At 73.5% G+C, this 25,880-nt stretch carries 12 protein-coding genes and 1 pseudogene; 3 read left to right on the top strand and 10 right to left on the bottom strand.

Annotated features, from left to right (window positions below; translation table 11 throughout):
• Positions 1 to 64: 64 nt before the first annotated feature.
• The 3 genes from V4Y03_RS28075 (at position 65) to V4Y03_RS28065 (ending at position 15,025) form a co-directional block, all read left to right on the top strand.
• A complete protein-coding gene (locus V4Y03_RS28075) occupies positions 65 to 13,354 on the top strand; it encodes a non-ribosomal peptide synthetase/type I polyketide synthase (RefSeq protein ID WP_332436720.1) in 13,290 nt (4,429 codons plus the stop codon).
• A gap of 145 nt (positions 13,355 to 13,499) precedes the next feature.
• On the top strand, positions 13,500 to 14,582 hold the full coding sequence (locus V4Y03_RS28070; protein ID WP_332436719.1) for a flavin-containing monooxygenase: 1,083 nt from the start codon (positions 13,500 to 13,502) through the stop codon (positions 14,580 to 14,582).
• The gene (locus V4Y03_RS28065; protein ID WP_332436718.1) at positions 14,579 to 15,025 is read left to right on the top strand and encodes a hypothetical protein; all 447 of its coding nucleotides are present in this window, start codon (positions 14,579 to 14,581) and stop codon (positions 15,023 to 15,025) included. Before V4Y03_RS28070 ends, V4Y03_RS28065 begins: the two co-directional genes overlap by 4 nt.
• 114 nt (positions 15,026 to 15,139) lie before the next feature.
• Here V4Y03_RS28065 and V4Y03_RS28060 read toward each other — a convergent pair whose 3' ends face one another.
• From V4Y03_RS28060 to V4Y03_RS28015, 10 genes and pseudogenes are all read right to left on the bottom strand, one after another.
• Positions 15,140 to 16,801 carry a long-chain fatty acid--CoA ligase gene (locus V4Y03_RS28060; RefSeq protein ID WP_332436717.1) on the bottom strand — a complete coding sequence of 554 codons (1,662 nt, stop codon included), beginning with the start codon at positions 16,799 to 16,801 and terminating at the stop codon, positions 15,140 to 15,142.
• A 53-nt stretch (positions 16,802 to 16,854) separates the two neighbouring features.
• Entirely contained in the window at positions 16,855 to 17,409 is a 555-nt protein-coding gene (locus tag V4Y03_RS28055; protein WP_317876875.1) for a hypothetical protein, read from the bottom strand.
• A gap of 145 nt (positions 17,410 to 17,554) precedes the next feature.
• Positions 17,555 to 18,327 (bottom strand): annotated as a pseudogene (locus V4Y03_RS28050) (IS5 family transposase).
• 277 nt (positions 18,328 to 18,604) lie between these two features.
• A complete protein-coding gene (locus tag V4Y03_RS28045; RefSeq protein ID WP_332436716.1) occupies positions 18,605 to 19,285 on the bottom strand; it encodes a GntR family transcriptional regulator in 681 nt (226 codons plus the stop codon).
• A gap of 47 nt (positions 19,286 to 19,332) precedes the next feature.
• Positions 19,333 to 20,718 (bottom strand): aldehyde dehydrogenase family protein, encoded by a 1,386-nt coding sequence (locus V4Y03_RS28040; RefSeq protein ID WP_332436715.1) that lies wholly within the window; start codon positions 20,716 to 20,718, stop codon positions 19,333 to 19,335.
• Complete coding sequence (locus V4Y03_RS28035; RefSeq protein ID WP_317878863.1) at positions 20,715 to 21,719, bottom strand: proline racemase family protein; 1,005 nt, start codon at positions 21,717 to 21,719, stop codon at positions 20,715 to 20,717. Before V4Y03_RS28035 ends, V4Y03_RS28040 begins: the two co-directional genes overlap by 4 nt.
• Positions 21,720 to 21,819: 100 nt before the next feature.
• The gene (locus V4Y03_RS28030; RefSeq protein ID WP_332436714.1) at positions 21,820 to 22,728 is read right to left on the bottom strand and encodes a dihydrodipicolinate synthase family protein; all 909 of its coding nucleotides are present in this window, start codon (positions 22,726 to 22,728) and stop codon (positions 21,820 to 21,822) included.
• Between the two features lie 154 nt (positions 22,729 to 22,882).
• The gene (locus tag V4Y03_RS28025; RefSeq protein WP_332436713.1) at positions 22,883 to 24,370 is read right to left on the bottom strand and encodes an FAD/NAD(P)-dependent oxidoreductase; all 1,488 of its coding nucleotides are present in this window, start codon (positions 24,368 to 24,370) and stop codon (positions 22,883 to 22,885) included.
• Complete coding sequence (locus V4Y03_RS28020; protein ID WP_056555996.1) at positions 24,351 to 24,665, bottom strand: (2Fe-2S)-binding protein; 315 nt, start codon at positions 24,663 to 24,665, stop codon at positions 24,351 to 24,353. Before V4Y03_RS28020 ends, V4Y03_RS28025 begins: the two co-directional genes overlap by 20 nt.
• Positions 24,666 to 24,697: 32 nt before the next feature.
• Positions 24,698 to 25,864: an NAD(P)/FAD-dependent oxidoreductase gene (locus V4Y03_RS28015; protein WP_317877641.1), complete on the bottom strand. Its 1,167-nt coding sequence runs from the start codon at positions 25,862 to 25,864 to the stop codon at positions 24,698 to 24,700.
• Between the last annotated feature and the right edge of the window lie 16 nt (positions 25,865 to 25,880).

Here is a 25,880-nt window from a genome sequence, read left to right as displayed (position 1 = left end):
GGCAGCCGTGCCCGGATTCCGCGCGCACGCACCACTTCACGACGCCTACGGGGGCATCTTCACCATGACAACGACGGACAACGACAAACTCGTCGAATACCTCAAACGACTCACCGTCGACCTCCACCAGTCCCGTCAGCGGATCCGCGAGCTGGAGGCGGGCGCCGGATCGGGCACGGAGACGGGCACGGACGCCGACGATCCGATCGTCATCGTCGGCATGGGGTGCCGTTTCCCGGGCGGCGTGGACTCGCCCGAGGCGCTGTGGCGGGTCGTCGCCGAGCAGCGCGACGTGATCTCGGGCCTCCCGACGGACCGGGGCTGGGACCTCGAAGGCCTCTACCACCCGGACCCGGAGCACTCCGGTACCTCGTACGTGCGCGACGGCGGGTTCCTGACCGGCGCGGCCGAGTTCGACCCGTCCTTCTTCGGGATCTCGCCGCGCGAGGCGCTGGCGATGGACCCGCAGCAGCGGCTCCTCCTCGAAGTGTCCTGGGAGGCCCTGGAGCGGTCCGGCATCACGCCCGGGTCGCTGCACGGTTCGTCGACGGGCGTGTTCCTCGGCGCCATCGCCCAGGAGTACGGACCTCGGCTCGGCGAGGCGGCGGCGGGGGCCACCGGGTTCGGCCTGACGGGAACCACGTCCAGCGTGGCATCGGGCCGGGTGGCCTACACGCTCGGCCTCCAGGGCCCGGCACTGACCGTGGACACCGCCTGCTCGTCATCGCTCGTCGCCCTGCACCTGGCGGTGAACGCCGTACGGTCCGGTGAGTGCTCGCTCGCCCTCGCCGGCGGCGTGACCATCATGTCCACACCCGGCATCTTCATCGAGTTCTCCCAGCAGCGGGGCCTCGCGGCCGACGGCCGGGCCAAGTCCTTCTCCGCCGACGCCGACGGCACGGCATGGGCCGAGGGCGTCGGCGTCCTCGTCGTGGAGCGGCTCTCGGACGCCCGGCGCCTCGGACACGACGTACTCGCCGTCGTCGCCGGAACCGCCGTCAACCAGGACGGCGCCTCCAACGGACTCACCGCACCCAGCGGCCCCGCCCAGGAGCGGGTGATCCGCGCCGCCGTCCAGGACGCCGGAATCACCTTCTCCGGCGTCGACGCCGTCGAGGCGCACGGCACCGGCACGGTTCTCGGCGACCCGATCGAGGCGCAGGCACTCCTCGCCACCTACGGCACCGAGCGCGACGGACAGCCCCTGCTGCTCGGCTCCCTCAAGTCCAACCTCGGACACTCCCAGGCGGCGGCAGGCGTCGGCGGCGTCATCAAGATGGTCATGGCCCTGCGCCACGGCGAACTGCCCGCCTCCCTGAACGTGAGCAGGCCGAGCGAGCTGGTGGAGTGGGACGCCGGCGTCGAGCTGCTCACCGCACCGCGCCCGTGGCCCGCCAAGGAGGACAAGGTCCGCAGGGCCGGTGTGTCCTCCTTCGGCATCAGCGGCACCAACGCCCACGTCATCCTCGCGGAGGCACCGGCCCAGCCTGCCACCGAAGAGACCTCACCCGTCCCGCAGCAGGACACCGGCCTTCCGTGGCTGGTCTCCGCGCGCTCGGCGGAAGCCCTCGCGCAGGCCGCCGGACAGCTTGCCGCACACGTACGGGCAAGGCCCGAGCTGACCCCCGCCGATGTCGCGTTCTCCCTGGCCTCCGGACGCTCCGCCTTCGAGTCGCGGGCCGTCGTCCCCGGCACCGACGGCCGAGACGGGCTGCTCGCCGGACTGGACACGCTGGCCTCCGGGGAGCTCACCGGCGAGAACGGCGTGTCGGCCTCCCGGGCCGTGTTCGTGTTCCCCGGGCAGGGTTCGCAGTGGGTGGGCATGGCGGCGGGACTGCTCGACTCCTCGCCGGAGTTCGCCCGGGTGATCACCGAGTGCGAGACGGCTTTGGCGCCCTTCGTGGACTGGTCGCTCACCGCCGTACTCCGCGGCCAGGACGGCGCACCGGGCCTGGACCGGGTCGACGTCGTCCAGCCCGCTTCCTGGGCCATGATGCTCGGACTCGCCGCCCTCTGGCGCGCGAGCGGCGTCAACCCCGTCGCCGTCGTCGGCCACTCCCAGGGCGAGATCGCCGCCGCCGTCGTCGCCGGAGGACTGACCCTCGAAGACGGCGCCCGCGTCGTCGCCCTCCGCTCCAAGGCACTCCGCGTGCTCTCCGGCGGCGGCGGCATGGCCTGGCTCGGGATGCCGGAAGCGCAGGCGGAGGATCTCCTCACCGCGTGGACCGGCCGGATCTCCGTGGCCGCCGTCAACGGTCCGTTCTCGACCGTGGTCGCCGGACAGCCCGAAGCCCTCGACGAACTCCTCGCCCAGTGCGAGTCGACGGGCGTGCGGGCGCGACGCGTTCCGGTGGACTACGCCTCCCACTCCCCGCACGTCGACGAGATCCGCGAGACCCTCGCCGGGGAACTCGCGGACGTGACCCCGCGCTCGGGCCGCATCGCGTTCCACTCCACGGTGACCGGCGGTGTCATCGACACCGCCGAACTGGACGGGGCCTACTGGTTCCGCAACCTCCGCAGCAAGGTGCGGCTCGCCGAGGTCGTCGAGCATCTCGCCTCCCCCGACGTGGTGTTCGTGGAGATCAGCGCCCACCCCGTCCTCGTCTCGGGCATCGCCGAGACGCTGGGCGACACGGGTGCGGTCGTCGGCACGCTGTACCGCAACACGGGCGGCCTGGAGCGCTTCGTCCAGTCCGCCGCCGAAGCCTGGTCCCACGGTGTGGCCGTGGACTGGCCGACGGTCCTCGCCCCGTACCGCTCCCGTACGGTCGAGCTTCCCTCGTACCCCTTCCAGCGGCAGCGCTACTGGCTCGACGCCGCGCCCGCGTCGACCGACGCCCGCGGTCTCGGGCTGACCTCGCCCGGGCACCCGCTGCTCGGTGCCGTGGTCGAACTCGTCGAGGAGGACCGGCTGGTGTACACGGGGCGGCTCGCCCTGGACACACAGCCCTGGCTCGCCGACCACGCCGTGCACGGCACCGTACTGCTGCCGGGCACCGCGTTCCTCGAACTCGCGATGGCCGTGGGCGCCCGGCTCGGGTGGCGGCGCCTCACCGAACTCACCCTCCAGGCGCCGCTGGTACTGCCGCCCGACGAGGCCGTCCAGCTCCGGCTGGTCGTCGAACCGCCGGCCGCCAACGGGCAGCGTGAGCTGGCCGTGCACTCCCGGCCGCAGGACGCCGAAGCGAGCGCCCCGTGGACCCGGCACGCCGTGGCCCTGCTCGACATCGACGACGACAGTGCCGACTTCGACCTCGTCGAGTGGCCGCCGGCCGGTGCGCAGCCGATCGACGTGGAGTCCCGCTACGACACCCTGGCGGAGGCGGGTTACGACTACGGTCCCGCGTTCCAGGGGCTGCGCGCCGCCTGGCGCGGCGGCCGTGACGTCTTCGCCGAGGTGAGCCTGCCCGCGGAGCTGGACGCCGCTTCGTTCGGGGTGCACCCGGCGGTGCTGGACGCGGCCCTGCACGCGGTCGGTCTGCTCCGCGAGGACGCCGGTACCGTCCTGCCCTTCTCCTGGTCCGGTGTCACCGGCCACAGCGAGGGCGCAAACGCCCTCCGGGTGTGGCTGAGCGCCCGGGACGGGGACGGGGTGCGGTTGCGGGTGACCGACGGCTCGGGGAAGGCGGTGCTGTCCGCGGAGTCCGTCACGATGCGGCCGTTCACCGCCGACCTGGCGGCCGGACGCGGAGCCGACTCGCTGTTCCGCCTGGAGTGGCAGCCGGTCCCGGCCGGGGCGGCCGACATCGAGGTGCGTCCGGTCGCGGACCTGGCCGAGGTCCAGGATCCGGCGCCCCAGCTCGTCGCCGTACGATGTCCGGGCTCGACGCAGGACTCCGAGGGCACCGGAACCGGTCTCGCCGGTGACGCCCACGAGGCGGCACGCTGGGCGCTCGGGCTGGTCCAGGACTGGCTGGCCGACGCCCGCTTCGCCGGCTCCCGTCTGCTCGTACTGACCGAAGGCGCCGCGGGCCCCGAGGTCACGAACCCCGCCCAGGCCACCGTGTGGGGCCTGATCCGTACGGCCCAGTCCGAACACCCCGACCGTTTCGCCCTGTTGGACTCGGACACGGCGCTTCCCGCCGGCACCGCGCCCGGGGCCGTGCTCACCGAGCCGCAGCTCGCCCTGCGGGCGGGGACGGTCCTCACCCCCCGGCTGGTCCGGCACAACTCCCCCGCGGAACCGGTCGGCGTCTCCGGGCTCGACCCGGACGGCACGGTGCTGGTCACCGGCGGAACCGGTGTCCTCGGCGCACTCGTCGCACGGCACCTGGTCACCGAGCACGGCGCCCGCCGCATGCTGCTCGTCAGCCGTCGCGGCCCCGACGCCCCCGGCGCTGCGGAACTCTCCGCCGAACTGACCGAGTTGGGTGCGGAGGTGGTCCTCGCCTCCTGCGACATCGCCGACCGCGACGCGCTCGCGGGACTGCTCGCCGATGAGCGGCTCACCGCCGTCGTGCACACCGCGGGTCTGCTCGACGACGGCGTGGTCGAGTCGCTGACCACGGACCGGCTCGCCGCCGTCCTGCGGCCCAAGGTGGACGCCGCCGCACACCTCGACGAACTGACCGCCGATCAGGACCTCGCTGCCTTCGTCCTGTTCTCCTCGGTGGCGGGCGTGCTCGGCAACCCCGGCCAGGCAAACTACGCCGCGGGCAACGTCTTCATGGACGCGCTCGCCGCCCGCCGCCGCGCCACCGGCCGCCCCGCGACCTCGCTCGCCTGGGGCCTCTGGGCCGAACGCACGGGCCTGACCGGGCACTTGAACGACGACACCCTGTCCACCAGGGGCATCGCCCCGCTCTCCAACGAGGAGGGCCTCGCGCTTCTGGACCGGGCGCTGGCCGACGACAACCCGCTGCTCGTCCCGGCCCGCCTCGACCCGGCCGCGCTGCGCTCCGACGCGCTCTCCGGCACCCTGTCCCCGGTGCTGCGCTCGCTGGTCCGGGTCCCCAAGCGGCGCGCCGGTGAGTCCGGTCTGCGCCGCAAGCTCGGCCTGCTGTCCGAGGACGAGGGCCGCCGGCTGCTGGCCGACCTCGTGCACGCCCAGCTCGCCGCCGTCATCGGCCGTGACTCGGCGGACGGGATAGACCCGGACCAGCCGTTCAAGAGCTTCGGCGTCGACTCGCTGCTCGCGGTGCAGCTCCGTAACCGTCTCAACTCCGCCACCGGACTGCGTCTCCCGGCCACCCTGGTCTTCGACCACCCCACACCGGCGGCAGTCGTCGACTTCACGCTCGCGCTCGCACGGGAACGCGCCGAGAGCGCCTCCCCGCAGCCCGCCGCCCCCGTCGTGGTCGCGCCGCGTACGGACGACGATCCGATCGTGATCGTCGGCATGGGGTGCCGTTTCCCGGGCGGCGTGGAATCGCCCGAGGCCCTGTGGCGGGTCGTCGCGGAGCAGCGCGACGTGATCTCCGGCTTCCCGGTCGACCGCGGGTGGGACCTCGACGGTCTCTACCACCCGGACCCGGACCACTCGGGCACGTCCTATGTGCGCCAGGGCGGGTTCCTCCATGAGGCCGCCGAGTTCGACCCGTCCTTCTTCGGGATCTCGCCGCGCGAGGCGCTGGCGATGGACCCGCAGCAGCGGCTCCTCCTCGAAGTGTCCTGGGAGGCCCTGGAGCGGTCCGGCATCGCCCCCGGGTCGCTGCACGGCAGCGACACCGGTGTGTTCGCCGGGGTGATGTACCACGACTACGGCGGTGGCGGCCGGCTTCCGGAGGAGGCCGAGGGCCACTTCCTGACCGGTACGGCCGGCAGCGTCGCCACCGGCCGGGTGGCCTACACGCTCGGCCTGCAGGGCCCGGCGCTGACCGTGGACACGGCGTGCTCGTCGTCCCTGGTCGCCCTCCACCTGGCGGTACGCGCCCTGCGGTCCGGCGAGTGCTCGCTCGCCCTCGCGGGCGGCGCTGCCGTGATGTCCACCCCGAACACCTTCATCGAGTTCTCGCGCCAGCGGGGCCTCGCGGAGGACGGCCGCTGCAAGTCGTTCTCGGCCGACGCCGACGGTACGGCGTGGGCGGAGGGCGTCGGCATGCTGGTGGTCGAGCGGCTGTCGGACGCCCGGCGCCTCGGCCACACGGTGCTGGCCGTGGTGGCCGGCTCGGCGGTGAACCAGGACGGCGCCTCCAACGGGCTCACCGCCCCGAGCGGCCCGGCCCAGGAGCGGGTGATCCGCGCCGCCGTCCAGGACGCCGGAATCACCTTCTCCGGCGTCGACGCCGTCGAGGCGCACGGCACCGGCACGGTTCTCGGTGACCCGATCGAGGCGCAGGCTCTGCTCGCCACGTACGGCACCGAGCGGGACGGGCAGCCGCTCCTCCTCGGCTCCCTCAAGTCCAACCTGGGACACGCCCAGGCGGCGGCCGGAGTCGGCGGCATCATCAAGATGGTCATGGCCCTGCGCCACGGCGAACTGCCCGCCTCCCTCAATGTGACGAGGCCGAGCGAGCTGGTCGACTGGGACACCGGCGGCGTCGAGCTGCTGACCGCACCGCGCTCCTGGCCCACCACGGACGGCAGGGTCCGGCGCGCGGGTGTGTCGTCCTTCGGTATCAGCGGTACCAACGCCCACATCATCCTCGCGGAGGCACCGGCCGAGCCCGCCACCGAAGAGGTGGCGCCGGTCCCGCAGCAGGACACCGGCCTTCCGTGGCTGGTCTCCGCGCGCTCGGCGGAAGCGCTCGCGCAGGCCGCCGGACAGCTTGCCGCCCACGTACGGGCAAGGCCCGAGCTGACCCCCGCCGACGTGGCGCTCTCCCTGGCCACCGGACGGTCCGCCTTCGAGTCGCGGGCCGTCGTCCCCGGCACCGACGGCCGAGACGGCCTGCTCGCCGGACTGGACGCGCTGGCCTCCCGCGAGGTGGACGCCGTGGCGGCGGCCGTCTCCGGTGCCAAGCCGGGCCGCGCTTCCGGTGCTCCCGTCGTGTTCGTGTTCCCCGGGCAGGGTTCGCAGTGGGTGGGCATGGCCCTGGGCCTCCTCGACTCCTCGCCCGAGTTCGCCCGGGTGATCACCGAGTGCGAGACGGCCCTCTCTCCCTTCGTGGACTGGTCGCTCACCGCCGTACTCCGCGGCCAGGACGGCGCACCGGGCCTGGACCGGGTCGACGTCGTCCAGCCCGCTTCCTGGGCCATGATGCTCGGACTCGCCGCCCTCTGGCGCGCGAGCGGCGTCAACCCCGTCGCCGTCGTCGGCCACTCCCAGGGCGAGATCGCCGCCGCCGTCGTCGCCGGAGGACTGACCCTCGAAGACGGCGCCCGCGTCGTCGCCCTCCGCTCCAAGGCACTCCGCGTGCTCTCCGGCGGCGGCGGCATGGCCTGGGTGGCCGTCCCGGAGTCCCGGGCGGAGGAGCTGCTGGCCCCGTGGAACGGGCGGATCTCGGTCGCGGCCGTGAACGGCCCGAACTCGACCGTGGTCGCCGGACAGCCCGAGGCGCTGGAGGAGCTGCTCAGCCAGTGCGAGGCCTCGGGTGTGTGGGCCCGCCGGATCCCGGTGGACTACGCCTCCCACTCCGCGCACGTCGAGGAGATCCGGGACACCCTCGCGCACGAGCTGGCGGGCGTCGCCCCGCGCTCGGGCCGCATCGCGTTCCACTCCACGGTGACCGGCGGAGTGCTCGACACCGCCGAACTGGACGGGGCCTACTGGTTCCGCAACCTCCGCAGCAAGGTGCGGCTGGCCGAGGTCGTGGAGCGACTGGCCACGCCACAGACGGTGTTCGTCGAGGTCAGCGCGCATCCCGTCCTCGTCCAGGGCGTCTCCGAGACGCTGGGCGACCGGGGCGCGGCGGTCGGCACGCTCCGCCGCGACAAGGGCGGTCCTGAGCGGTTCGTGGAGTCCGCCGCCGAGGCCTGGTCGCACGGTGTCGCCGTGGACTGGCCGACGGTCCTCGCCCCGTACGGCGCCCACACCGTCGAACTGCCCTCGTACCCCTTCCAGCGCAGCCACTTCTGGCTGGACACCACACCCCCCGCCGCCCCGCGCGGCGCGCACCGTCCTGTGGCCGCACTCGCCGCGCCCGTGGACCTGTTGGGTGTGCGGCTCCCGTCGTCGCCGCTCGCTCAGGCCCAGTTCGCCCCCCGGTTCGACCCGGTGGCGCACCCCTGCCTCGGTGACCATGTGGTCGGCGGCCGGCCGGTGGTCAGTGCCGGTGTGTTCGTGGAGTCGCTGATCGAGGCGGTCACCGAACTCGCGGGCCCGGGCCCGGTCACCGTCGAGGACCTGGACGTGCCCGTCGATCTGGTGCTCGACCCGGTCGGAACCGACCGGTCGCCGGACGGCGAACACGACGCCCAACTCGTCGTGAACGAGGGTACGTTCCGCTACTACGCCCAGGACTCGGCCGGCGGCTGGCAGCTGCACGCGCAGGGACGGGTCCGGTCGGGCGCGTCCGCCGCGCCCACAGTGACGCTCGCCCCGGTCGGTTCGGGCCGCGAGCTGACCGGCGACGAGCTGTACCGGCTGCTGTGGCAGCGCGCCCTCTACCTCGGCTCCGCCGCCCGCTGGGTGGAGCGGCTGCGCCTGGGCCGGGGCGAGGCCACCGCGGAACTGCGGCCCGCCGTGCCCGGCGAGGCCGACCCGTATCTGATCCACCCCGGGCTCGTCGACGCGATGTTCCAGACCGCGCTGGCCTGCTTCCCCACGGACGGCCCGGCGCTCGTGCCGGTCGGCCTGGAGCGCTTCGTCCACTACCAGCGCGGCGGCCCCCAGGACCTGCTGCGATGTCACGCCGAACTGTTCGACGACGGCACCCGGGCGCGCATCCGGCTCGTCGGCGCACACGGCCGGCTGGTCGCCGAGGCCGACGGCGTACGGTTCGCCCCCGCTCTGACCCGCCCGGCGGCGGGCCCCGGCGCAGGGCCGATGGCCGTACGGGAGGCCGTGGCCGGACCCGTACCCGCAGCGTCCCCCGCGACGGCGGTGCCGCCCGCACCGCACGGGCGGGTCGCGGTCCCGAAGGCGGAGAGCCCGGCTCCCGCCCCTGCGACGACCACGGAACCGGCCGTTGACACGGCCCCCACGCCCGAGGCGGTGCGGGCCCTCGTGACCCGTACCGTCGCCCAGGCGCTGGGCACCACGGCGTCCCGGCTCGACGCCGGGCAATCCCTGCAGGCGCTCGGTCTGGACTCGTTGATCGCGATGAAGATCCGGACGACGCTGAACCGGGAGTTCGACGTCCTGCTGCCGATGACGGCGTTCCTCAACGGCCGGAGCACCGAGGACATCGCCAAGGACGTGCTCGCCACCCTCGGCACCGGGGCCGAAACGCCTGCGGAGACGGGTGCGGGGGCCGAGAGCCCGCGGGCCGACGGCCCGGCCGAAGCCGCCGACGACGACGCCGGGCGCTACGAGCCCTTCGCCCTGACCGACCTCCAGCAGGCCTATCTGGTGGGCCGTGGCGACGCCTTCGAACTCGGCAACACCTCCACCTACTTCCAGATCGAGATCGACCTGGAGAACGTGGACCTCGACCGGCTCGGTGCCTCCCTCCGGGCGATGATCGAGCGGCACGACATGCTGCGGGCGGTCTTCACCGCCGAGGGCGAGCAGCGGGTACTGCGCGAGGTCCCGGCGTACGTGATCCGTGAGTCGGACGTCTCCGGGCTGGACGCGGCCGGGCGCGAGGCCGCGCTGACCGCCGTCCACGAGGAGATGCGGCACCAGGTCTTCGACACCGCCCGCTGGCCGCTGTTCGACGTGCGGGTGACCCGGACCGGCGAGCGGACGATCCGGCTGCACGCCGGCTTCGACGCCCTGGTCATCGACGGGTTCAGCACGTCGATCCTGTTCAAGGAGTGGGCCGCGCACTACCGGGGCGAGAAGCTGCCCGAACTGGAGTTGCGTTACCGGGACTACGTACGAGAGGCCCGTGCCCAGGAGTCCGGACCCGAGTACGACCGGGCGCTCGCCTACTGGCGGGACCGGCTCGACACCCTGCCGCTCGCACCCCAACTGCCGCTGGCGGTCAGCCCGTCGAGTCTGGAACGGCCGGTGTTCACCCACCGGGGCGCGACGCTCGCGGAGGAGGACTGGACCCGGTTCAAGAGGCAGGCGGCGACGGCCGGGGTCAGCCCCTCCGCCGCCCTGTGCACCGCGTACGCGCAGGTGATCGCGGAGTGGAGCGCCACGCCCGACTTCTCGCTGAACCTGCTCTACTTCAACCGGCTGCCGCTGCACCCGCAGGTCGGTGACGTCATCGGCAACTTCTCCACCACGCTGATGCTGGAGATCCGCGACTCGGCCGACGACGCGTTCGCCGCCCGCGCCTCCGACGTCCAGAGCCGGCTGTGGAGCGACATGGAGCACAGCCAGGTCAGCGGCGTGCAGGTGCTGAGGGAGCTGAACCGGGCCCGCGGCGGCTCGGTGCGGGCCGCGGCGCCGGTCGTCTTCACCAGCCTGGTGAACTTCGCGGGGCAGCAGGACACCGAGCGGCGCGGAGTCGTGCAGTACCTGGCCGGCCTCGGTGAGAACGGCCGCCAGGTGAGCAGTTCGGTGCGCACCCCGCAGGTGTGGCTGGACCACCAGGCGGTCGAGGAGGCCGGTGAGCTGGTCCTCAACTGGGACGTGATCGAGGAGCTGTTCCCGGCGGGCTGTGTCGACGCCATGTTCGACGCGTACGTGGGGATGCTGCACGAGCTGTCCCGGGACCCCTCGGCCTGGCAGCGCCCGAGGCCGGCGCTCCTGCCGGCCGCCGACCTGGACGTACGGGCCGAGGCCAACGCCACCGACGGGCCCGTGCCCGACGGGCTGCTGCACGACGCGGTGCTCGCGCGGGCCGCGGCCACGCCCGACGCGCCCGCCGTCATCTCGCGGGCGCTGACCCTGTCGTACGCGGACCTCGACCGCAGGTCCAACCAGGTGGCGCACGCGCTGCGCGCCCAGGGAGCCGGCCCCGGCGACCTGGTGGCGATCGTGATGGACAAGGGCTGGGAGCAGGTCGTCGCGGCCCTCGGCATCCTGCGGGCCGGGGCGGCGTACGTCCCGATCGACGCCCGGGTGCCGGTCGAACGGCTGCACGTCCTGCTCGACACTGCCGGGATCGGCCGGGTCGTCACCCAGCCGTGGGTGGAGGACACGGCGGGCTGGCCGGAGGGTGTGGCCAGGACCGTGGTGAGGACCGAGGACGAGGGTGAGGAGCGTCCGCTCGGGGAGTCCGGTGCCAAGCCGTCCGACCTCGCGTACGTGATCTTCACCTCGGGCTCCACCGGGCTGCCCAAGGGCGTGATGATCGAGCACGGCGCGGCCCTGAACACGATCGTCGACGTCAACGAGCGCTACGGCGTCACGGCGGCGGACCGGGCCCTCGGCCTCTCCGCGATGCACTTCGACCTGTCGGTGTACGACGTGTTCGGTCTGCTGTCGGTGGGCGGCGCCCTGGTGCTGCCGGAACCGGCGGCGCACCGCGAGCCCGCCCGCTGGGCGGAGCTGGTCGCCGAGCACGGGGTGACCGTCTGGAACAGCGTGCCCGCGCTGATGGAGATGTTCACCGAGCACGCCCTCGCGAACGGGCTCACCGGGCTGCCGGTGCGGCTCGTCATGATGAGCGGGGACTGGATCCCGGTGACCCTGCCGGGCCGGATACGGCTGCTGCTGCCGGACGCCGGGCTGTGGAGCCTCGGCGGCGCCACGGAGGCGTCGATCTGGTCGATCCTGCACCCCATCGGGGAGGTGGACGACGACTGCGTGAGCATTCCGTACGGCAAGGCGATGCGTAACCAGCGTTTCCATGTGCTCGACGGCGCCATGCGGCCCTGCCCCGTGTGGGTGCCCGGCGACCTCTACATCGCCGGGGTCGGGCTGGCCCGTGGCTATCTCAACGACGAGGCCAAGACCCGCGCCGCGTTCCTGCACCACCCGGTGACCGGTGAGCGCCTCTACCGCACCGGTGACCTGGGGCGCTTCCTGCCGGACGGCTCCATCGAGTTCCTCGGCCGGCAGGACTCCCAGGTGAAGATCCAGGGCTACCGCATCGAGCTGGGCGAGGTCGAGGCCGCGCTCACCCAGTGCGAGGGGGTGCGGTGCGCCGCGGTCGTCGCGGCGGGCGAGCAGCACGGGCCCAAGCGGCTGATCGCGTACGTCGTCCTCGACGAGGGGCGCGACGACAGCGAGCAGCAGGTCATCGAGGCGCTGCGCCAGGTCGTCCCGCCGCATCTGGTGCCGCAGCGCGTCCTCGTCCTGGACGAGCTGCCGCTCAGCGACAACGGGAAGGTCAACCGGGCCGCGCTGCCCGCGCCCGACGAGGTCGCGGTCGAGGGGGCCGGGTTCGTCGCCCCCCGCGACGAGGTGGAACGCCGGCTGGCGGAGATCTGGTCGGAGTTCTTCGGCCTGACCGAGATCGGGGTGACGGCGAGCTTCTTCGACCTCGGCGGGGACTCGCTGCTCGCGGTACGGCTGATGGCCAGGATCGCCCGCGGTCTGGGCCGCAGCCTGCCGCTGTCCAGCCTCTTCGCCCGGCCCACCATCGAGCTGCTCGCCCGGGCGGTCCGGGAGGCCGGCAGCGGCGAGGAGGGGCGGACGGCACTGGTGCCGGTGCGCACCACCGGTTCGCGGACTCCGCTGGTCTTCGTCCACCCGGTGGGCGGTGATGTGCTCTGCTACGCGGAACTCGCCGAACTCCTGGGCGAGGAGCAGCCGTTCTACGCACTCCAGCTGCCGGACGCCCCGCTGTCCGGCGTCACGGACATGGCCGCCCACTACGTCTCCGCGGTCCGCGAGGCGCTGCCGGAGGGCCCGTACCGGCTCGGCGGCTGGTCGATGGGCGGGGTGATCGCCCTGGAGATGGCGGCCCAGCTCACCGCGGCGGGCGCCGAGGTGGAACTGCTCGCCGTGATCGACCTGATGGTGGAGCCGGGGCCGGCCGGGGGGACGCCCGTCTCCGACGAGGTGCTGCTGTCCTGGTTCGCCCGGGATCTGGCGGGGCTGGCCGGGGTGACCTGGGAGCTGCCGCCCGAGGCCTTCGACGGCCGCCCGCCGGTGGAGGTGCTGCACACGGAGGCACGTGCCGCCGGGGCGCTGTCCGAGGACATCGACCTCGGGACACTGAGCCGTATCGCCGACCGGTTCCGGAGCAACTACCGGGCCCTGCTGAGCCACACGCCCAGCGGCTTCGCCGGGCGGGTGCTGTCGCTGCGGGCGGCGGACGGCGGCGCGACGCCCGAGACGGCGGCCCGCTGGATGGAGCTCTTCCCCGGCGACGCCACGCTCGTCGACGTGCCCGGCGACCACTACACGGTGATGCGCGGCGCGCGGCTGCGCGTCCTGGCCGGTGAGCTGCGCCGGGCGCTGGACGGCGGCCCGGACACGTCCGTGACCGGCACCGCGTCCCACCGGGCCGTCGACGCCCACTGATCCGAACCGGCCGGGCCGCCTCGCAAGCGGCCCGGCCGGACCCCGCGGGGCCGGTCATGCCGGTCCCGCGGGTCCAGGTCCAAGAAACGAGGACGAACGGAATGCGAATAGATCAGGCCGACCGGAACAGCGCCGGAGCGGGCCGATGAGCGCCCTGCCGGCCAGCGTGCCGGTCGCCGTCATCGGAGCGGGCCAGTCCGGCCTCGCCGCCGCGTACCACCTGCGGCAGGCGGGCGTGCGGTGTGTGGTCCTCGACGCGGGGAGCGAGGTCGGGGAGACCTGGCGGCGGCGCTGGGACTCGCTGACGCTGTTCACGTCGGCGCAGTTCTCCGGGCTGCCGGGCCTGCCCTTCCCCGGCGAGGGCGCGCACTACCCCGGCAAGGACGAGGTGGTGGCGTATCTGCGGGACTACGTCGAGCGGTTCGGCCTTCCGGTCCTCACCGACCAGCGGGTGCTGTCGCTGCGCGCCGACGGTGACGGCTATCTGCTGACCACCGCGCACGGCGTGTGCCGGGCCGGCCAGGTGGTGATCGCGACCGGCCCGTTCGGCACGCCCCGGCTGCCGGAGTTCGCCGCCGGGCTGAGCCCGGACGTGCCCACCCTGCACACCAGCGAGTACCGGAGCCCCGCCCAGGTGCCGCCCGGCACCGTGGTGGTCGTCGGCGACGGCAACTCGGGGCGGCAGATAGCCGCGGAGCTGGCCGGGACCCACAGTGTGGTGCTCAGTTGCAGCGACAAGGTCTCGCCGCCGCTGCCGCAGACCGTCCTCGGGCGGGACATGTTCTGGTGGATGAGCGTCATCGGTGTGATGAGCCTCCCGGTGAACATGCAGGCGCCCGACCCGATCGTGGGCGACCGGGTGCCCGAACTGGCCGCGGCGGGCGAGCTGCGGACGGTGGGCCGGATCACGGCGGCCGAGGGCGCCGAGCTGGTCGCCGCGGACGGCGAGCGCGTCAAGCCGTCCACGGTGATCTGGGCGACCGGCTTCCGCACCGACTGGAGCTGGCTCGATCCGGAGATGCTGGACGAGTCCGGGCAGCCCCGGCAGACGGAGGGCCTGGGGGCATCGCCCGGCAGCCACTACCTGGGGCTGTACCGGATGCGTACCCGTGGCTCGGCGCTGATCGGCTTCGTCGGCCGGGACGCCGAACACGTCGCGGCGGCGGTCGTCTCCGCCGCCCGCAGCACCACGACCACCTCCCCCACGGCAGAAGGCGAGCCGTCATGACCACCGACATCGACACCGTCACCGGTGTCAACGAACTCGACGTGCTGGGCGCCCTGTTGGCGTTCGACTTCATCGGATTCGCGCAGAAGTCCGCTGCCCTCGATCCCAGCGGGGCGCATTACGGGCAGGCGGTGGGGGCCGCCTTCGGGATCGCGGTCCGGCACCGCTTCCCGCAGGGCGCGACGGGGCAGGAGATCGACGGGTACGTCGCGGAGTTCCTCGGCTCCCTCGAGGCGGGCGCGGAGGACTTCGACGCGGGTGTCCTCGGGCGGCTGTTCACCGACGGTCTGAACGCGGGCTCGGCGCCGGGTGAGCACCTGGATCCCGAGCGGACGATGCAGGCCCATCTCGTTCTGACGCTCCGGCTGGTACGGGAGCTGGGCCTCGGCCCCGACGGGCAGCGGGAGCTGCTGGCGGAGGCGGCGCGCCTCACGGCTGCCTGAGGCGTACGGGAAACGGCTGGGCGTACGAGGCCCCGGGCGATCCGGGGGCGTACGGGAACCGGCTGGGCGTACGGTGAGCGGCGCCCCGGGTGGTCCGGGGCGCCGCTCGGCCGCTCACTCCGTGGGCGACGCCTGCCCGCCGGGCTCACCCGGGACCCAGACGTCCAGTGCCCCTTCCGCGTGCAGCGCCCGTACCGCCCGCTTGTCGTACTTGCCGACGCTGGTCTTGGGCACGGCGTCCACGAACGACCAGCGCTCGGGCACCCACCAGCGAGCCACCCGCCCGGCGAGGAACGTCCGTAGTCCGTCGCCGTCGACGTCGGCGCCCGGCACCAACGACACGCAGGCCAGGGGGCGTTCCTCCCAGCGGGGGTCGGGCACGCCGACGACGATCGCCTCCAGGACAGCGGGGTGCTCGATGATCGCGTTCTCCAGCTCGATGGTGGAGATCCACTCGCCGCCGCTCTTGATGCCGTCCTTGAGGCGGTCGCTGACCACCACCCAGCCGCCCGGCTCGATCACTCCCAGGTCGCCGGTGCGCAGCCAGCCGTCGTGGAACTTCTCCGGGGACTCCTCGGTGTTGAAGTACGACCCGGTGACCCAGGGTCCGCGCAGCTCCAGTTCGCCCACGGAGGTGCCGTCCCAGGGCTGTTCGGTGCCGTCCTCCGCGATCAGCCGCGCCTGGACGAAGGGCATGAGGCGGCCGCTCTTGGCCAGCCAGCCGACCTCGTCCTCGTCCGGGGTGTCGTGCGGGGGGACCGCGAAGGTGGCCAGGGGGCTGGTCTCGGTCAGGCCCCAGCCCTGCTTGAGACGGACCCCGTAGCGCTCCTTGAGCCGGGTGAGCAGGGCGCGGGGCGGGGTCGCGCCGCCGCAGCCCGCGAGGCGTACGGCGCTCAGGTCGAGCGGGTGGCGCTCGCCGTGGTGCACCAGGCTGTTCCAGATGGTGCAGATCGCCGCGACCGCGGTGGGCCGCTCCTCGTTGATGATGCGGGCGAGGTCGGGGGTGTGGAGCTGCCGGCCGTTCATGATGAGGTCGGAGCCCGCCAGCCAGGCGGAGTAGGGCCAGCCCCAGGCGTTGGCGTGGAACATCGGCACGATCGGCAGGACCCGGTCGCCGTCGTGCATGGCGAAGCCGGCGCCGCCCGAGACGCCGAGGGTGTGGAGGATGATGGACCGGTGGCTGTAGGCCACGCCCTTGGGGTTGCCGGTGGTGCCGGTGGTGTAGCAGAGGGCCGCCGCCTCCCGCTCGTCCAGGTCGGGCCAGTCGAAGCCGGGGCGCTCGGCGGCGAGCAGCGCGTGCCAGTCGTGCACGGCGATGTGCGCGGGCAGGTCCGGCTCCGGCGCGTCACCGATGACGACCAGGTGGCGTACGCTCCCCAGCCGGTCGCGCAGGGGGACGAGCATGTCGAGCAGGGTGGCGTCGACGAGGAGGACGGCGTCCTCGGCGTGCTCGACGACATACCCCAACTGGTCGTGGTGGAGGCGGAGGTTGAGGGTGTGAAGTACCGCGCCCATGCTGGGTACGGCGAGGTAGGCCACCAGGTGTTCGGGGGTGTTCCAGGCGAGGGTGGCGACCCGCTCTCCGGTCCGCACGCCCAACCGGGCCAGTGCGGAGGCCAGTTGTCCGGCCTGTCCGGCGATGTCGGCGAAGGTCTGGGTGGACCGGGCGGCCGGCCCGTCGGCGCAGCGCACCACCCGGCTGTTCCCGTAGACGCGCTGACCGTGGGTGAGGATGTCGCGGACGAGCAGTTCCCGGTCCTGCATCGTGCTCTTCATGGTGCGGCTCCCTGAAGGTGCGCGGCGAGAAGGACGACGTACGAGGGGCCGGTTCAGCCCAGGTACTCGATGTCGCCGAGCAGGGTGCTGCTGACGTGGTCGTGGTCCAGCAGGTTGACCCGGGCGTTCATCTTGCCGCTGCCCCGGACGAAGGCGTAGTTGCCGGAGCCGCCGGTGATCGTGAAGGTGCCGGTCGGGTAGACCAGGGTGTCCGCGGTCAGCGGGGCGCTGAGGTGGTAGCTGAGGTTGAGCTTGTCACCGTCGGGCTCGGTGATCGTCGCGGTCCCCTTGATGTCCCACTTGCCGGGGACGGTCGCGGTGCACGCCTCCTCGTTCTGCGTCCAGGTGCCGCCGTTGGTGAGCGGCTTGCCGGTGGACGTCCCCGATCCGACGACCTTGTAGCCGTTGCAGCCCACGGTGTCCGGGTGGGTGGTCGCGACCACGGCGAAGGTGTTGCCCATGTCGACCGTGGGAAGGTAGGCCGCGGCGACGGCCGTGCGGTCGGTGTCGGCCGCGAAGGTGACGCCGGCCGTACCGCCGGTGACCAGTAACGCTCCGGCCACCGCACCCGCCGCGCGCGCCGACCAGCGAAGGGCAAGTCCTGACATGTTCTCCCCCGTAGATGCACGAAATCTGTCCAACGACGCCTGATTGAAGGCCTGTTGGCGACAGTTTCGCGGATCGGGGGTCCCCCGTCGAGACGTTCGCCCGGGTCCGGCGGACGTATTCGGCCCTAGGGTCTGTCGTCAAATGTCACGCCCACATCAGGAGTGAGGCGAGGGCGACGGCGGCTTCGTAGGACTGGGCGGTCTTGTCGTATCGGGTGGCGATGCCCCGCCACTGCTTCAGGCGGTTGAAGCACCGTTCCACGACGTTGCGATGCTTGTATGCCTCGCGGTCGAAGGCCGGCGGGCGCCCTCCGCGGCTGCCTCGCCGGGCCCGGTTGCGGACCTGGTCGGCCCGCTCGGGAATCGTGTGCGGGATGCCCCGACGGCGGAGCCAGGCACGGATCGCCTTCGAGCTGTAGCCCTTGTCTCCCAGCACGTGATCGGGCCGGACCCGGGGCCGTCCCGGTCCGATCCGGGGCACCCGGATCGCTTCCATGACCGTGGTGAACCGGGTGCAGTCGTTGGTGTTGCCGCCCGTGACGACGAAGCCGAGCGGACGGCCCCGCCCGTCGCAGGCCAGATGAATCTTGCTGGTCAGGCCACCCCTGGACCGGCCGAGGGCCGGGTCGCGGAGCCCCCTTTTCGGGCCCCGGCCGCGTGCTGATGGGCGCGGACGACCGTGGAGTCCACCGACACCAGCCACTCGATGTCGCCCGCCGCGTCCGCCTTCGCCTGCGCGGCCCGCAGCATCCGGTCGAACGTCCCGTCCGCCGCCCACCTGCGAAAACGCGTGTGGAGCGTGGCCCACGGCCCATAACACTCGGGCACATCCCGCCAGGCCGTCCCGGTCCGGAACTTCCACACGATCCCGTTCAACACCCTGCGATCGTCCAGCCGCTTCCGCCCCCGCAACGACACGGGAAGCAACGGCCGGACGAACTCCCACTCGGCATCAGACAGCTCATGACGACGTATCACGCAACCATGATCCACCAGCAGCGATCATTTGAAGACACCGCCTAGGGCCTGTCGTCACACTCCCGTCGTCGCCCGAAGGGCGGCCCCGCGGCGTCTGGTGCGTGCTCTCGGCGTGCCGGGCGGAAGCCCTCGTACTGGACCGTACTCGGGCTTTCGCCCGGTGCGGCGAGAGCGCGTGCCAGGCGTCGTGGGGCAGGCGGGAGTGTGACGACAGGCCCTAGACTCCGGCCGGTCCGTCGTCCTTGGCCCACAGCGAGCGGACATGGCCCAGGTGGCGGGTCATACAGGCCTCCGCGCCCTCGGCGTCGCCGGCCAGCATGAGGTCCAGGAGCTCGATGTGCTCCTCGGCCGACGGGATCAGGTTCCCGCTCTCGTCCAGGGCGGTGAGCCCGTAGAGCCGCGAGCGCTTGCGCAGGTCGCCGACGGTCTCGACCAGGCGTTCGCTGCCCGCGAGGCCGAGGAGGGTGAGGTGGAAGAGCCGGTCGGCCTCCAGATAGCCGATGAGGTCGTGCTCGCGGGCGGCGCGCACGATCTCTTCGGCGACCGGGCGCAGCGCCTCCAGGTCCTCGCGGGCGGCGGACCGGGTGACGTGGACGACCGTCGGGATCTCGACGAGCGCGCGGATCTCGGTGAACTGGTCGAGGTCGCGCCCGTCGACCTCGGTGACCCGGAACCCCTTGTTGCGGACGGGCTCGACCAGACCCTCCCGGGCCAGGTCGAGCATCGCCTCGCGGACGGGGGTCGCGGAGATCCCGAAGTCCTCGGCCAGGGTGGGCGCCGAGTACACCACGCCGGGCCGCAGCTCCCCCGAGATCAGGGCGGCCCGCAGGGCGTGGGCGACCTGGTCGCGCAGCCGCTCGCGGGAGGCGTTCAGGTCGCGGTGGGTCAGGTGCCCCATGACGGTGGTGGTCCCTTCGGTTCGGCCGGCGTCACCACCGTACGATGTCACGCCGCGGAGCCCGCGGGGGCCAGGGTGTACGTGCGGGACGACGTGTAGAACTCCAGGGCCGCCCTGCCCTGCTCGCGCGGGCCGTGGCCGGACTGCTTGGAGCCGCCGAAGGGCAGGTGGAAGTCGACGCCGGTGGACGGGGCGTTGATCCGGATCATGCCGGTGTCGACGAGGTCGAGTCCGTACAGGGCCGCGTTGAGGTCGGCCGTGTGGACCGAGGTGACGAGTCCGTACGGCACGGAGTTGGTGATCCGTACCGCGTGGGCGAGGTCGTCGGCGGGCAGGAGGGCCGCGACGGGCCCGAACACCTCCTCGTTGAGCAGCTGGTGGCCCGGCGGGACCCTCTCCACCAGGGTCGGGTCGGCGAACCAGCCGGCCCTGGCGGGCACGGTGGCTCCGGCGAGCGCGGAGACCCCCTGCCAGGCTTCGGCGACCCGGTCGCGTGCGCTCTCGTGGACGAGCGGCCCGCAGACCGTGGCCGGATCGGCGGGGTCGCCGACCCGGATCGCGCGGAAGGCCTCGGAGAGGGCCTCGCGCAGCGGGTCGAGGGCGGCTCCGACGGCGACGACCCGGCTGGTGGCGGTGCACTTCTGGCCCGCGAAGCCCGCGACGGCCCCGGCGATGTGCGCCGCCGCCTGGCCGATGTCCGCGTCGGGCAGGACGATCGCCGCGTTCAGACCGCCCATCTCGGCCTGGACGGGGATGCCCCGCGCGGTCGCCGCGCGGGCGACGGCCCGGCCGACGGGGGTGGAGCCGGTGAAGGAGACGACGTCGGCGGCCGAGACGAGGGCGTTGCCCTCGGTGGGACCGCCCGGCAGGACGGTGAACACCTTCTCCGGCAGCGCCTGCTCGATGATCTCCGCGAGCCGCAGGGCGCACGCGGTGGCCTCGGGCGCCGGCTTGAGGACGACGGTGTTGCCGACCGCGAGCGCGGGGGCGGCCTTCCAGCTGGGGATGGCGAAGGGGAAGTTCCAGGGCGTGACGAGTCCCGCCACGCCGTGCGGGCGGCGCCGGTTCAGGAGCAGTCCGGGCCCCGCCGCCGTCTCGTGGACGGCGCCGGTGGGCTCGTACGGCGCCTGGGCGTAGTAGCGCCAGATCGCGGCGGCGCGGGCGATCTCGGCCCTGGCCTCGCTGAGGGGCTTGCCGACCTCGCGCACGGCGAGGTCGGCCAGTTCCTCGGCCGCTGCCTCCAGGGCGGCGCCGACCGCGCCGAGGGCGGCCGAGCGGGCGGCGGCCCCGCCGCGGAGCCAGCCGGGCTGGGCGGTGCGGGCCCGCTCGACGGCGTCGGCGGCGGCGAAGGCGCCCGGGGTGGTGAGGCGTACGAGCACGTCGTCCGGGTCCGCTGGGTTGCGGGAGACGAGGGTGGTGATGTCGGTGATCACAGGAGGAAGCCTCCGGGGAAGGGGTCGTCCGGGTCGAGGAAGTACTGGGCGGTGCCGGTGATCCAGGCGCGGCCCGTGACGGTCGGGATGACGGCGGGGAAGCCGCCGACCTCCGTCCCGGCGGTGAGCCGGCCGGTGAACCGGGTGCCGATGAAGGACTCGTTGACGAAGTCGCGGTCCAGCGGGAGTTCGCCCCTGGCGTGCAGCTGGGCCATCCGGGCGCTGGTGCCGGTGCCGCACGGGGAGCGGTCGAACCAGCCGGGGTGGATGGCCATCGCGTGCCGCGAGTGCGTGGCGTCGGAGCCTGGGGCGGTGAGGTAGACGTGCTTCAGCCCGGCGATCTCGGGCTGGGTGGGGTGCACGGGCCGGTCCGGGGAGGCGTTGATGGCGTCCATGATCGCCAGCCCGGCGGCGAGGAGGTCGTCCTTGCGGTCGCGCTCGAAGGGCAGCCCGAGGTCGTCGAGGGAGACGAAGGCGTAGAAGTTGCCGCCGAAGGCGAGGTCGTAGACGACCTTGCCGAAGCCGGGGACGTCCACGGCGCGGTCCAGGCCGACGCTGAAGGCGGGGACGTTGGTGAAGGTGGCGGACTTCGCGACGCCGTCCTCCACCAGGACGTCCACGGAGACGAGGCCCGCCGGGGTGTCGAGCCGCACGGTGGTGACGGGTTCGGACACCGGGACCATGCCGGTCTCGACGAGGACGGTCGCGACCCCGATGGTGCCGTGGCCGCACATCGGCAGGAGGCCCGACACCTCGATGTAGAGGACTCCGTAGTCGGCGTCGGGGCGGGTGGGCGGCTGGAGGATCGCGCCGCTCATCGCCGCGTGGCCGCGCGGCTCGAACATCAGGAGCGTCCTGAGGTGGTCCAGGTGCTCGATGAAGTGGAGCCTGCGCTCGGCCATGGTGGCGCCGGGAATGACACCGACGCCTCCGGTGATCACCCGGGTGGGCATGCCCTCGGTGTGGGAGTCGACGGCGTGGAAGACATGACGCGTACGCACGGAGTTCCTTTCGGTGGGCGGTCGGAACGGTCGGAGCGGCACCCGGTGCGGCCGGGGCGGCCGGTGGCCGGGGTGTCCCGGCGACCGGCGGTGGGTCCTGTCAGCGGTGGCCGTCGGCGACGGCCTTCTCGGTGGCGGTGCGCACGGCGGCGTCGATCGCGCCGACGAGCGGGAGACGCGGCGGACGGGTGGGCCCGCCCTTGCGGCCGGCGATGTCCATGGAGAGCTTGATGGACTGGACGAACTCGACCTTGGAGTCCCAGCGGAGCAGGGAGTGCAGGGAGGAGTAGAGCGACCGGGCGGTGGCCATGTCGCCCGAGACGGCGGCGCGGTACAGCTCGGCGCAGCTGGCGGGGAAGGCGTTGGGGTAGCCGGCGATCCAGCCGACGGCGCCGGCGAGGGCCAGTTCCAGGAGGACGTCGTCGGCGCCGATCAGCAGGTCGAGCTCGGGGGCGAGCTCGCCGATCTCGTACGCCCTGCGGACGTCGCCGCTGAACTCCTTCACGGCGACGATGCTGCCGTCGCCGTGCAGCTTGGCGAGGAGGCTCGGGACGAGGTCGACCTTGGTGTCGATCGGGTTGTTGTACGCGACGATCGGGATGCCGACCTCGGCGACCTCGGCGTAGTGGGCGACGACGGAACGCTCGTCGGCGCGGTACGCGTTGGGCGGCAGGAGCAGGACCGAGCCGCAGCTGGCCTCGGCGGCCTGCTCGGCCCAGCGGCGGGACTCGGCGCTGCCGTAGGCGGCGACACCGGGCATGACCCGCGCGCCGTCACCGGCGGCGGCGACGGCGGTACGGACGACCTGGGCGCGCTCTTCGGCGGTGAGCGTCTGGTACTCGCCGAGGGAGCCGTTGGGGACGACGCCGTCGCAGCCGTTGGCGATCAGCCAGGCCACGTGCTCGGCGTAGGCGTCGTAGTCGACGGAGAGGTCTTCCTTGAAGGGCAAGGTGGTGGCGACCATGATTCCGCGCCAGGGACGGTCGGTGGACCAGGTGGTGGCGTTCATCTCGACGACCTTTCTGTAATGTGTGACATTTTACTAGCAGGGAAGGGGGAGCCCGCAAGGGGTCTCCACCGACTTTCGGGGTTCTTCGGAAGGGCTTTCCATGCCGCTGCCGGCAGCGGCGTCCCGGCCGCCGCCGGCAGCGCGGCCCGAGCCGCTACCGGGAGGGTTCGGCATTCCCGTCCGCCGTCCCGTCGAGCGCGGCGAGCGTCGCCAGCGATACGGGCACGGCGAACGGACGCCGCTCGGCGGGCGGCTCGGGGGTGCCGCCACGGGCCGCGAGGCACGCCACGGCCGTTCCGCACATCCGGCCCTGACACCACCCCATGCCGGCCCGGGTGAGGAGTTTGACGGTCCGGGCGTCGCGCGCCCCGAGCTCGTCGACCGCCTCGCGGATGCGGCCCGCGGGGACCTCCTCGCAGCGGCACACGTCCGTGTCGTCGGCCAGCCAGCCCGGCCAGCCGGGGCCGGGGGCGTGCGCGGCGGACATCACGTCGGCGAAGGCTCGCATCCGGTCCCGGCGGCGCCGGAGACCGGCGACCGCACCGGCCGCCGGCCGCGCACCGGCGCGGCGGCCGAGCAGCCGGGCGGCTATCGCCCGCCCGGCCAGCTCGCCTTCGGTACGGGCGAGTTCGGCGCCTCCCACGCCGCCGGTCTCACCCGCGGCCCACAGCCCCGGCACCGAGCTCTCCTGGAGGTCGTCCAGGTCCAGGCCCAGGGTGCCGTCCGGCAGCACACGGGTGGCGCAGCCGAGGGCCGTGGCCAGCTCGATCTGGGGCACGAGGCCGTGTCCGACGGCGAGCGCGTCGCACGCGATCCGGCGGCCCGCCCCCGGTACGGGCCGCCAGTCGCGGTCCAGGCGGGAGACCGTGACGGCCTCCACCCGGTCGGTGCCGTGCACCTCGGTCACCGCGCTGCGCAGCCGTACGGGCACCCGGTGCCGGGCCAGTGCGGCGCCGTGCACGAGGGCCTCGACGGCCTTGCGCGGGTTGGTGACGAGGGCACGGGGGGTACGGGCGTACCGCAGGTATCCGGCCGCCTCGACGACCGCCGGCACCCGCGCTCCGGCCGAGGCCAGCGAGGAGGCGACGGCGAGCAGCAGCGGGCCGCTGCCGGCCACGACCACCCGACGGCCGGGCAGCACGAGCCCGGACTTGAGCATGGCCTGCGCTCCCCCGGCGCCCACCACGCCGGGCAGGGTCCAGCCGGGGAAGGGCAGCTGGCGCTCGTACGCGCCGGTGGCGAGCAGCAGCGCGCGGGCGCGGACCCGGACGGGTGCCTCCGCCGTACCGTCGGCGCCGGTGACCGCGTGCGCGGCCCAGCTCCCGTCGGCCTCCTGCACGACGGACCACACATGGTGTCCGGTCAGATGGTCGACGCTGCTCTCCGCCAGGCGTCGGCGCAGGTCGGAGAAGGCCGACCAGTCGTGGTGCAGGGCTTCGGGGCGTACGGCGCCGAGGGCGGGCGCCGGGTGCCGGTAGAACTGCCCGCCGGGCTGGGTCGAGGAGTCCAGGAGGGCGACGGAGAGGCCGAGTCCGGCGGCGGTGACGGCTCCGGCGAGCCCGGCGGAGCCCGCGCCGACGACCACGAGGTCGTACGGTCCGGACGCCGACGGGTCCTTCGGCTCAGACGCCGAGGCGGTCATGGCCGTGTCCTTCCTGGGTGGTGATCGCGTCGCCGGGGCGGGCCGGGACCAGACAGGCGCGCCGGTTGGGCTCGCCGTTGACGGTGGCGAGGCAGTCGTAGCACTGGCCGATGCCGCAGAAGGCGCCGCGTGGCCGGCCGCCGTCCCGGGTGGTGCGCCAGGCCAGGATGCCGGCGCCCCACAGGGCGGCTGCGACGGTCTGGCCGGGCAGGGCGGTGACCCGCCTGCCGTCGAAGGTGATCTCGAACGGCGGGTCGGGCTGTGCACCGACCAGGTCGGTGGGTGTGCGGGCCACGGGCCCTCCTCTCGTGACGGTGGGTGCGCGCCTCAGGCGGTCGCGGTGGCGGTGGTGTCGAAGCGCTCGGGCCGGAAGGGGCGGATGTCGAGGGGAGGTTCGGCGCCGGTCAGACAGGCGGCGACGATCTGCCCGGTCACCGGTGCGAGCCCGATGCCCGCGCCCTCGTGTCCGCAGGCGTGCAGCAGCCCCGGGACCCGGGGGTCGGGCCCGATGGCGGGCAGGTGGTCGGGCAGATAGGGGCGGAAGCCGAGGTAGGTGCGGATCGCCCGTACGGTGCCGAGGACGGGGAACAACGAGGTGGCACCGGCGGCGAGGCGGCGCAGCACCTCGGTGGAGAGGCTCCGGTCGAAGCCGACGCGCTCCCGGCTGGCGCCGATGAGGACGGGGCCCGCCGGGGTGCCCTCGACGACCGCGGAGGTCTGGAGGGCCGCGGAGCCGCTGGCCACGTCGGCCACGTAGTCGGCGGCGTACACCTTGTGGCGGACGACGCGCGGCAGCGGTTCGGTGACCAGGACGAAGCCCCTGCGGGGCAGTACGGGCAGGTCGACGCCGGCGAGCCCGGCGACGGCGCCGCCCCAGGTCCCGGCGGCGTTCACCACATAAGGCGCGTGGAGTTCGCGGGTCGCGGTCCGCACCCCGCGGACCGCTCCGCCCGCGCCGGTCAGGAGGCCGGTGACCTCCTCCCCCAGCGCGAGGCGAACCCGGTCGCCGGCGGTGCCGAGCAGCCGCGCGGCAGCATGGGCGGGCATCACCTGAGAGTCCTGCGGGTAGTGGAATCCGCCGGTGAGGCCCGGTGCGAGGTGGGGCTCCAGGTCGTGGAGCCGGTCACCCGGCACCTCGTGCGCGACGACACCCGCCTTCCCCTGGTGGGCCGCGAACTCGCGCAGGGCGTTCAGTCCCGCCTCGCCGGAGGCGACGACGAGGCCGCCCTTGGCCTCGTACTCGACGGTCGGCGGGAGCCGGTCGGCGAGTTCGGTCCACAGCGTGGTGGAGAGGAGGGCGAGTTCGAGTTCGGGGCCGGGCTCCTTGTCGGAGACCAGGAGGTTGCCCTCGCCCGCTCCGGTCGTGCCGCCCGCGACGGAGCCGCGGTCGACGACGGTGACGGAGAGGCCGGCGAGGGCCGCGTAGTGGGCGCAGGCTGCGCCGACGACGCCGGCGCCGATGACGATGACGTCCGAGGTTTGTCTCGTGGGCACCTCAGTAATATTTCAC

Source organism: Streptomyces sp. P9-A4 (genome assembly GCF_036634195.1).
Classification (GTDB): Bacteria; Actinomycetota; Actinomycetes; order Streptomycetales; family Streptomycetaceae; genus Streptomyces.
The sequence above is the reverse complement of the archived record's forward strand: the minus strand, read 5'-3'. Positions and strand labels throughout refer to the sequence as shown.

Excerpts from the sequence above, each read along its gene's own strand:
- V4Y03_RS28025 (WP_332436713.1), bottom strand. The coding sequence starts at position 24,370 with ATGACCGCCTCGGCGTCTGAGCCGAAGGACCCGTCGGCGTCCGGACCG.
- V4Y03_RS28065 (WP_332436718.1), top strand. The coding sequence starts at position 14,579 with ATGACCACCGACATCGACACCGTCACCGGTGTCAACGAACTCGACGTG.
- V4Y03_RS28055 (WP_317876875.1), bottom strand. The coding sequence starts at position 17,409 with ATGTCAGGACTTGCCCTTCGCTGGTCGGCGCGCGCGGCGGGTGCGGTG.
- V4Y03_RS28070 (WP_332436719.1), top strand. The coding sequence starts at position 13,500 with ATGAGCGCCCTGCCGGCCAGCGTGCCGGTCGCCGTCATCGGAGCGGGC.
- V4Y03_RS28045 (WP_332436716.1), bottom strand. The coding sequence starts at position 19,285 with ATGGGGCACCTGACCCACCGCGACCTGAACGCCTCCCGCGAGCGGCTG.
- V4Y03_RS28075 (WP_332436720.1), top strand. The coding sequence starts at position 65 with ATGACAACGACGGACAACGACAAACTCGTCGAATACCTCAAACGACTC.
- V4Y03_RS28030 (WP_332436714.1), bottom strand. The coding sequence starts at position 22,728 with ATGAACGCCACCACCTGGTCCACCGACCGTCCCTGGCGCGGAATCATG.
- V4Y03_RS28060 (WP_332436717.1), bottom strand. The coding sequence starts at position 16,801 with ATGAAGAGCACGATGCAGGACCGGGAACTGCTCGTCCGCGACATCCTC.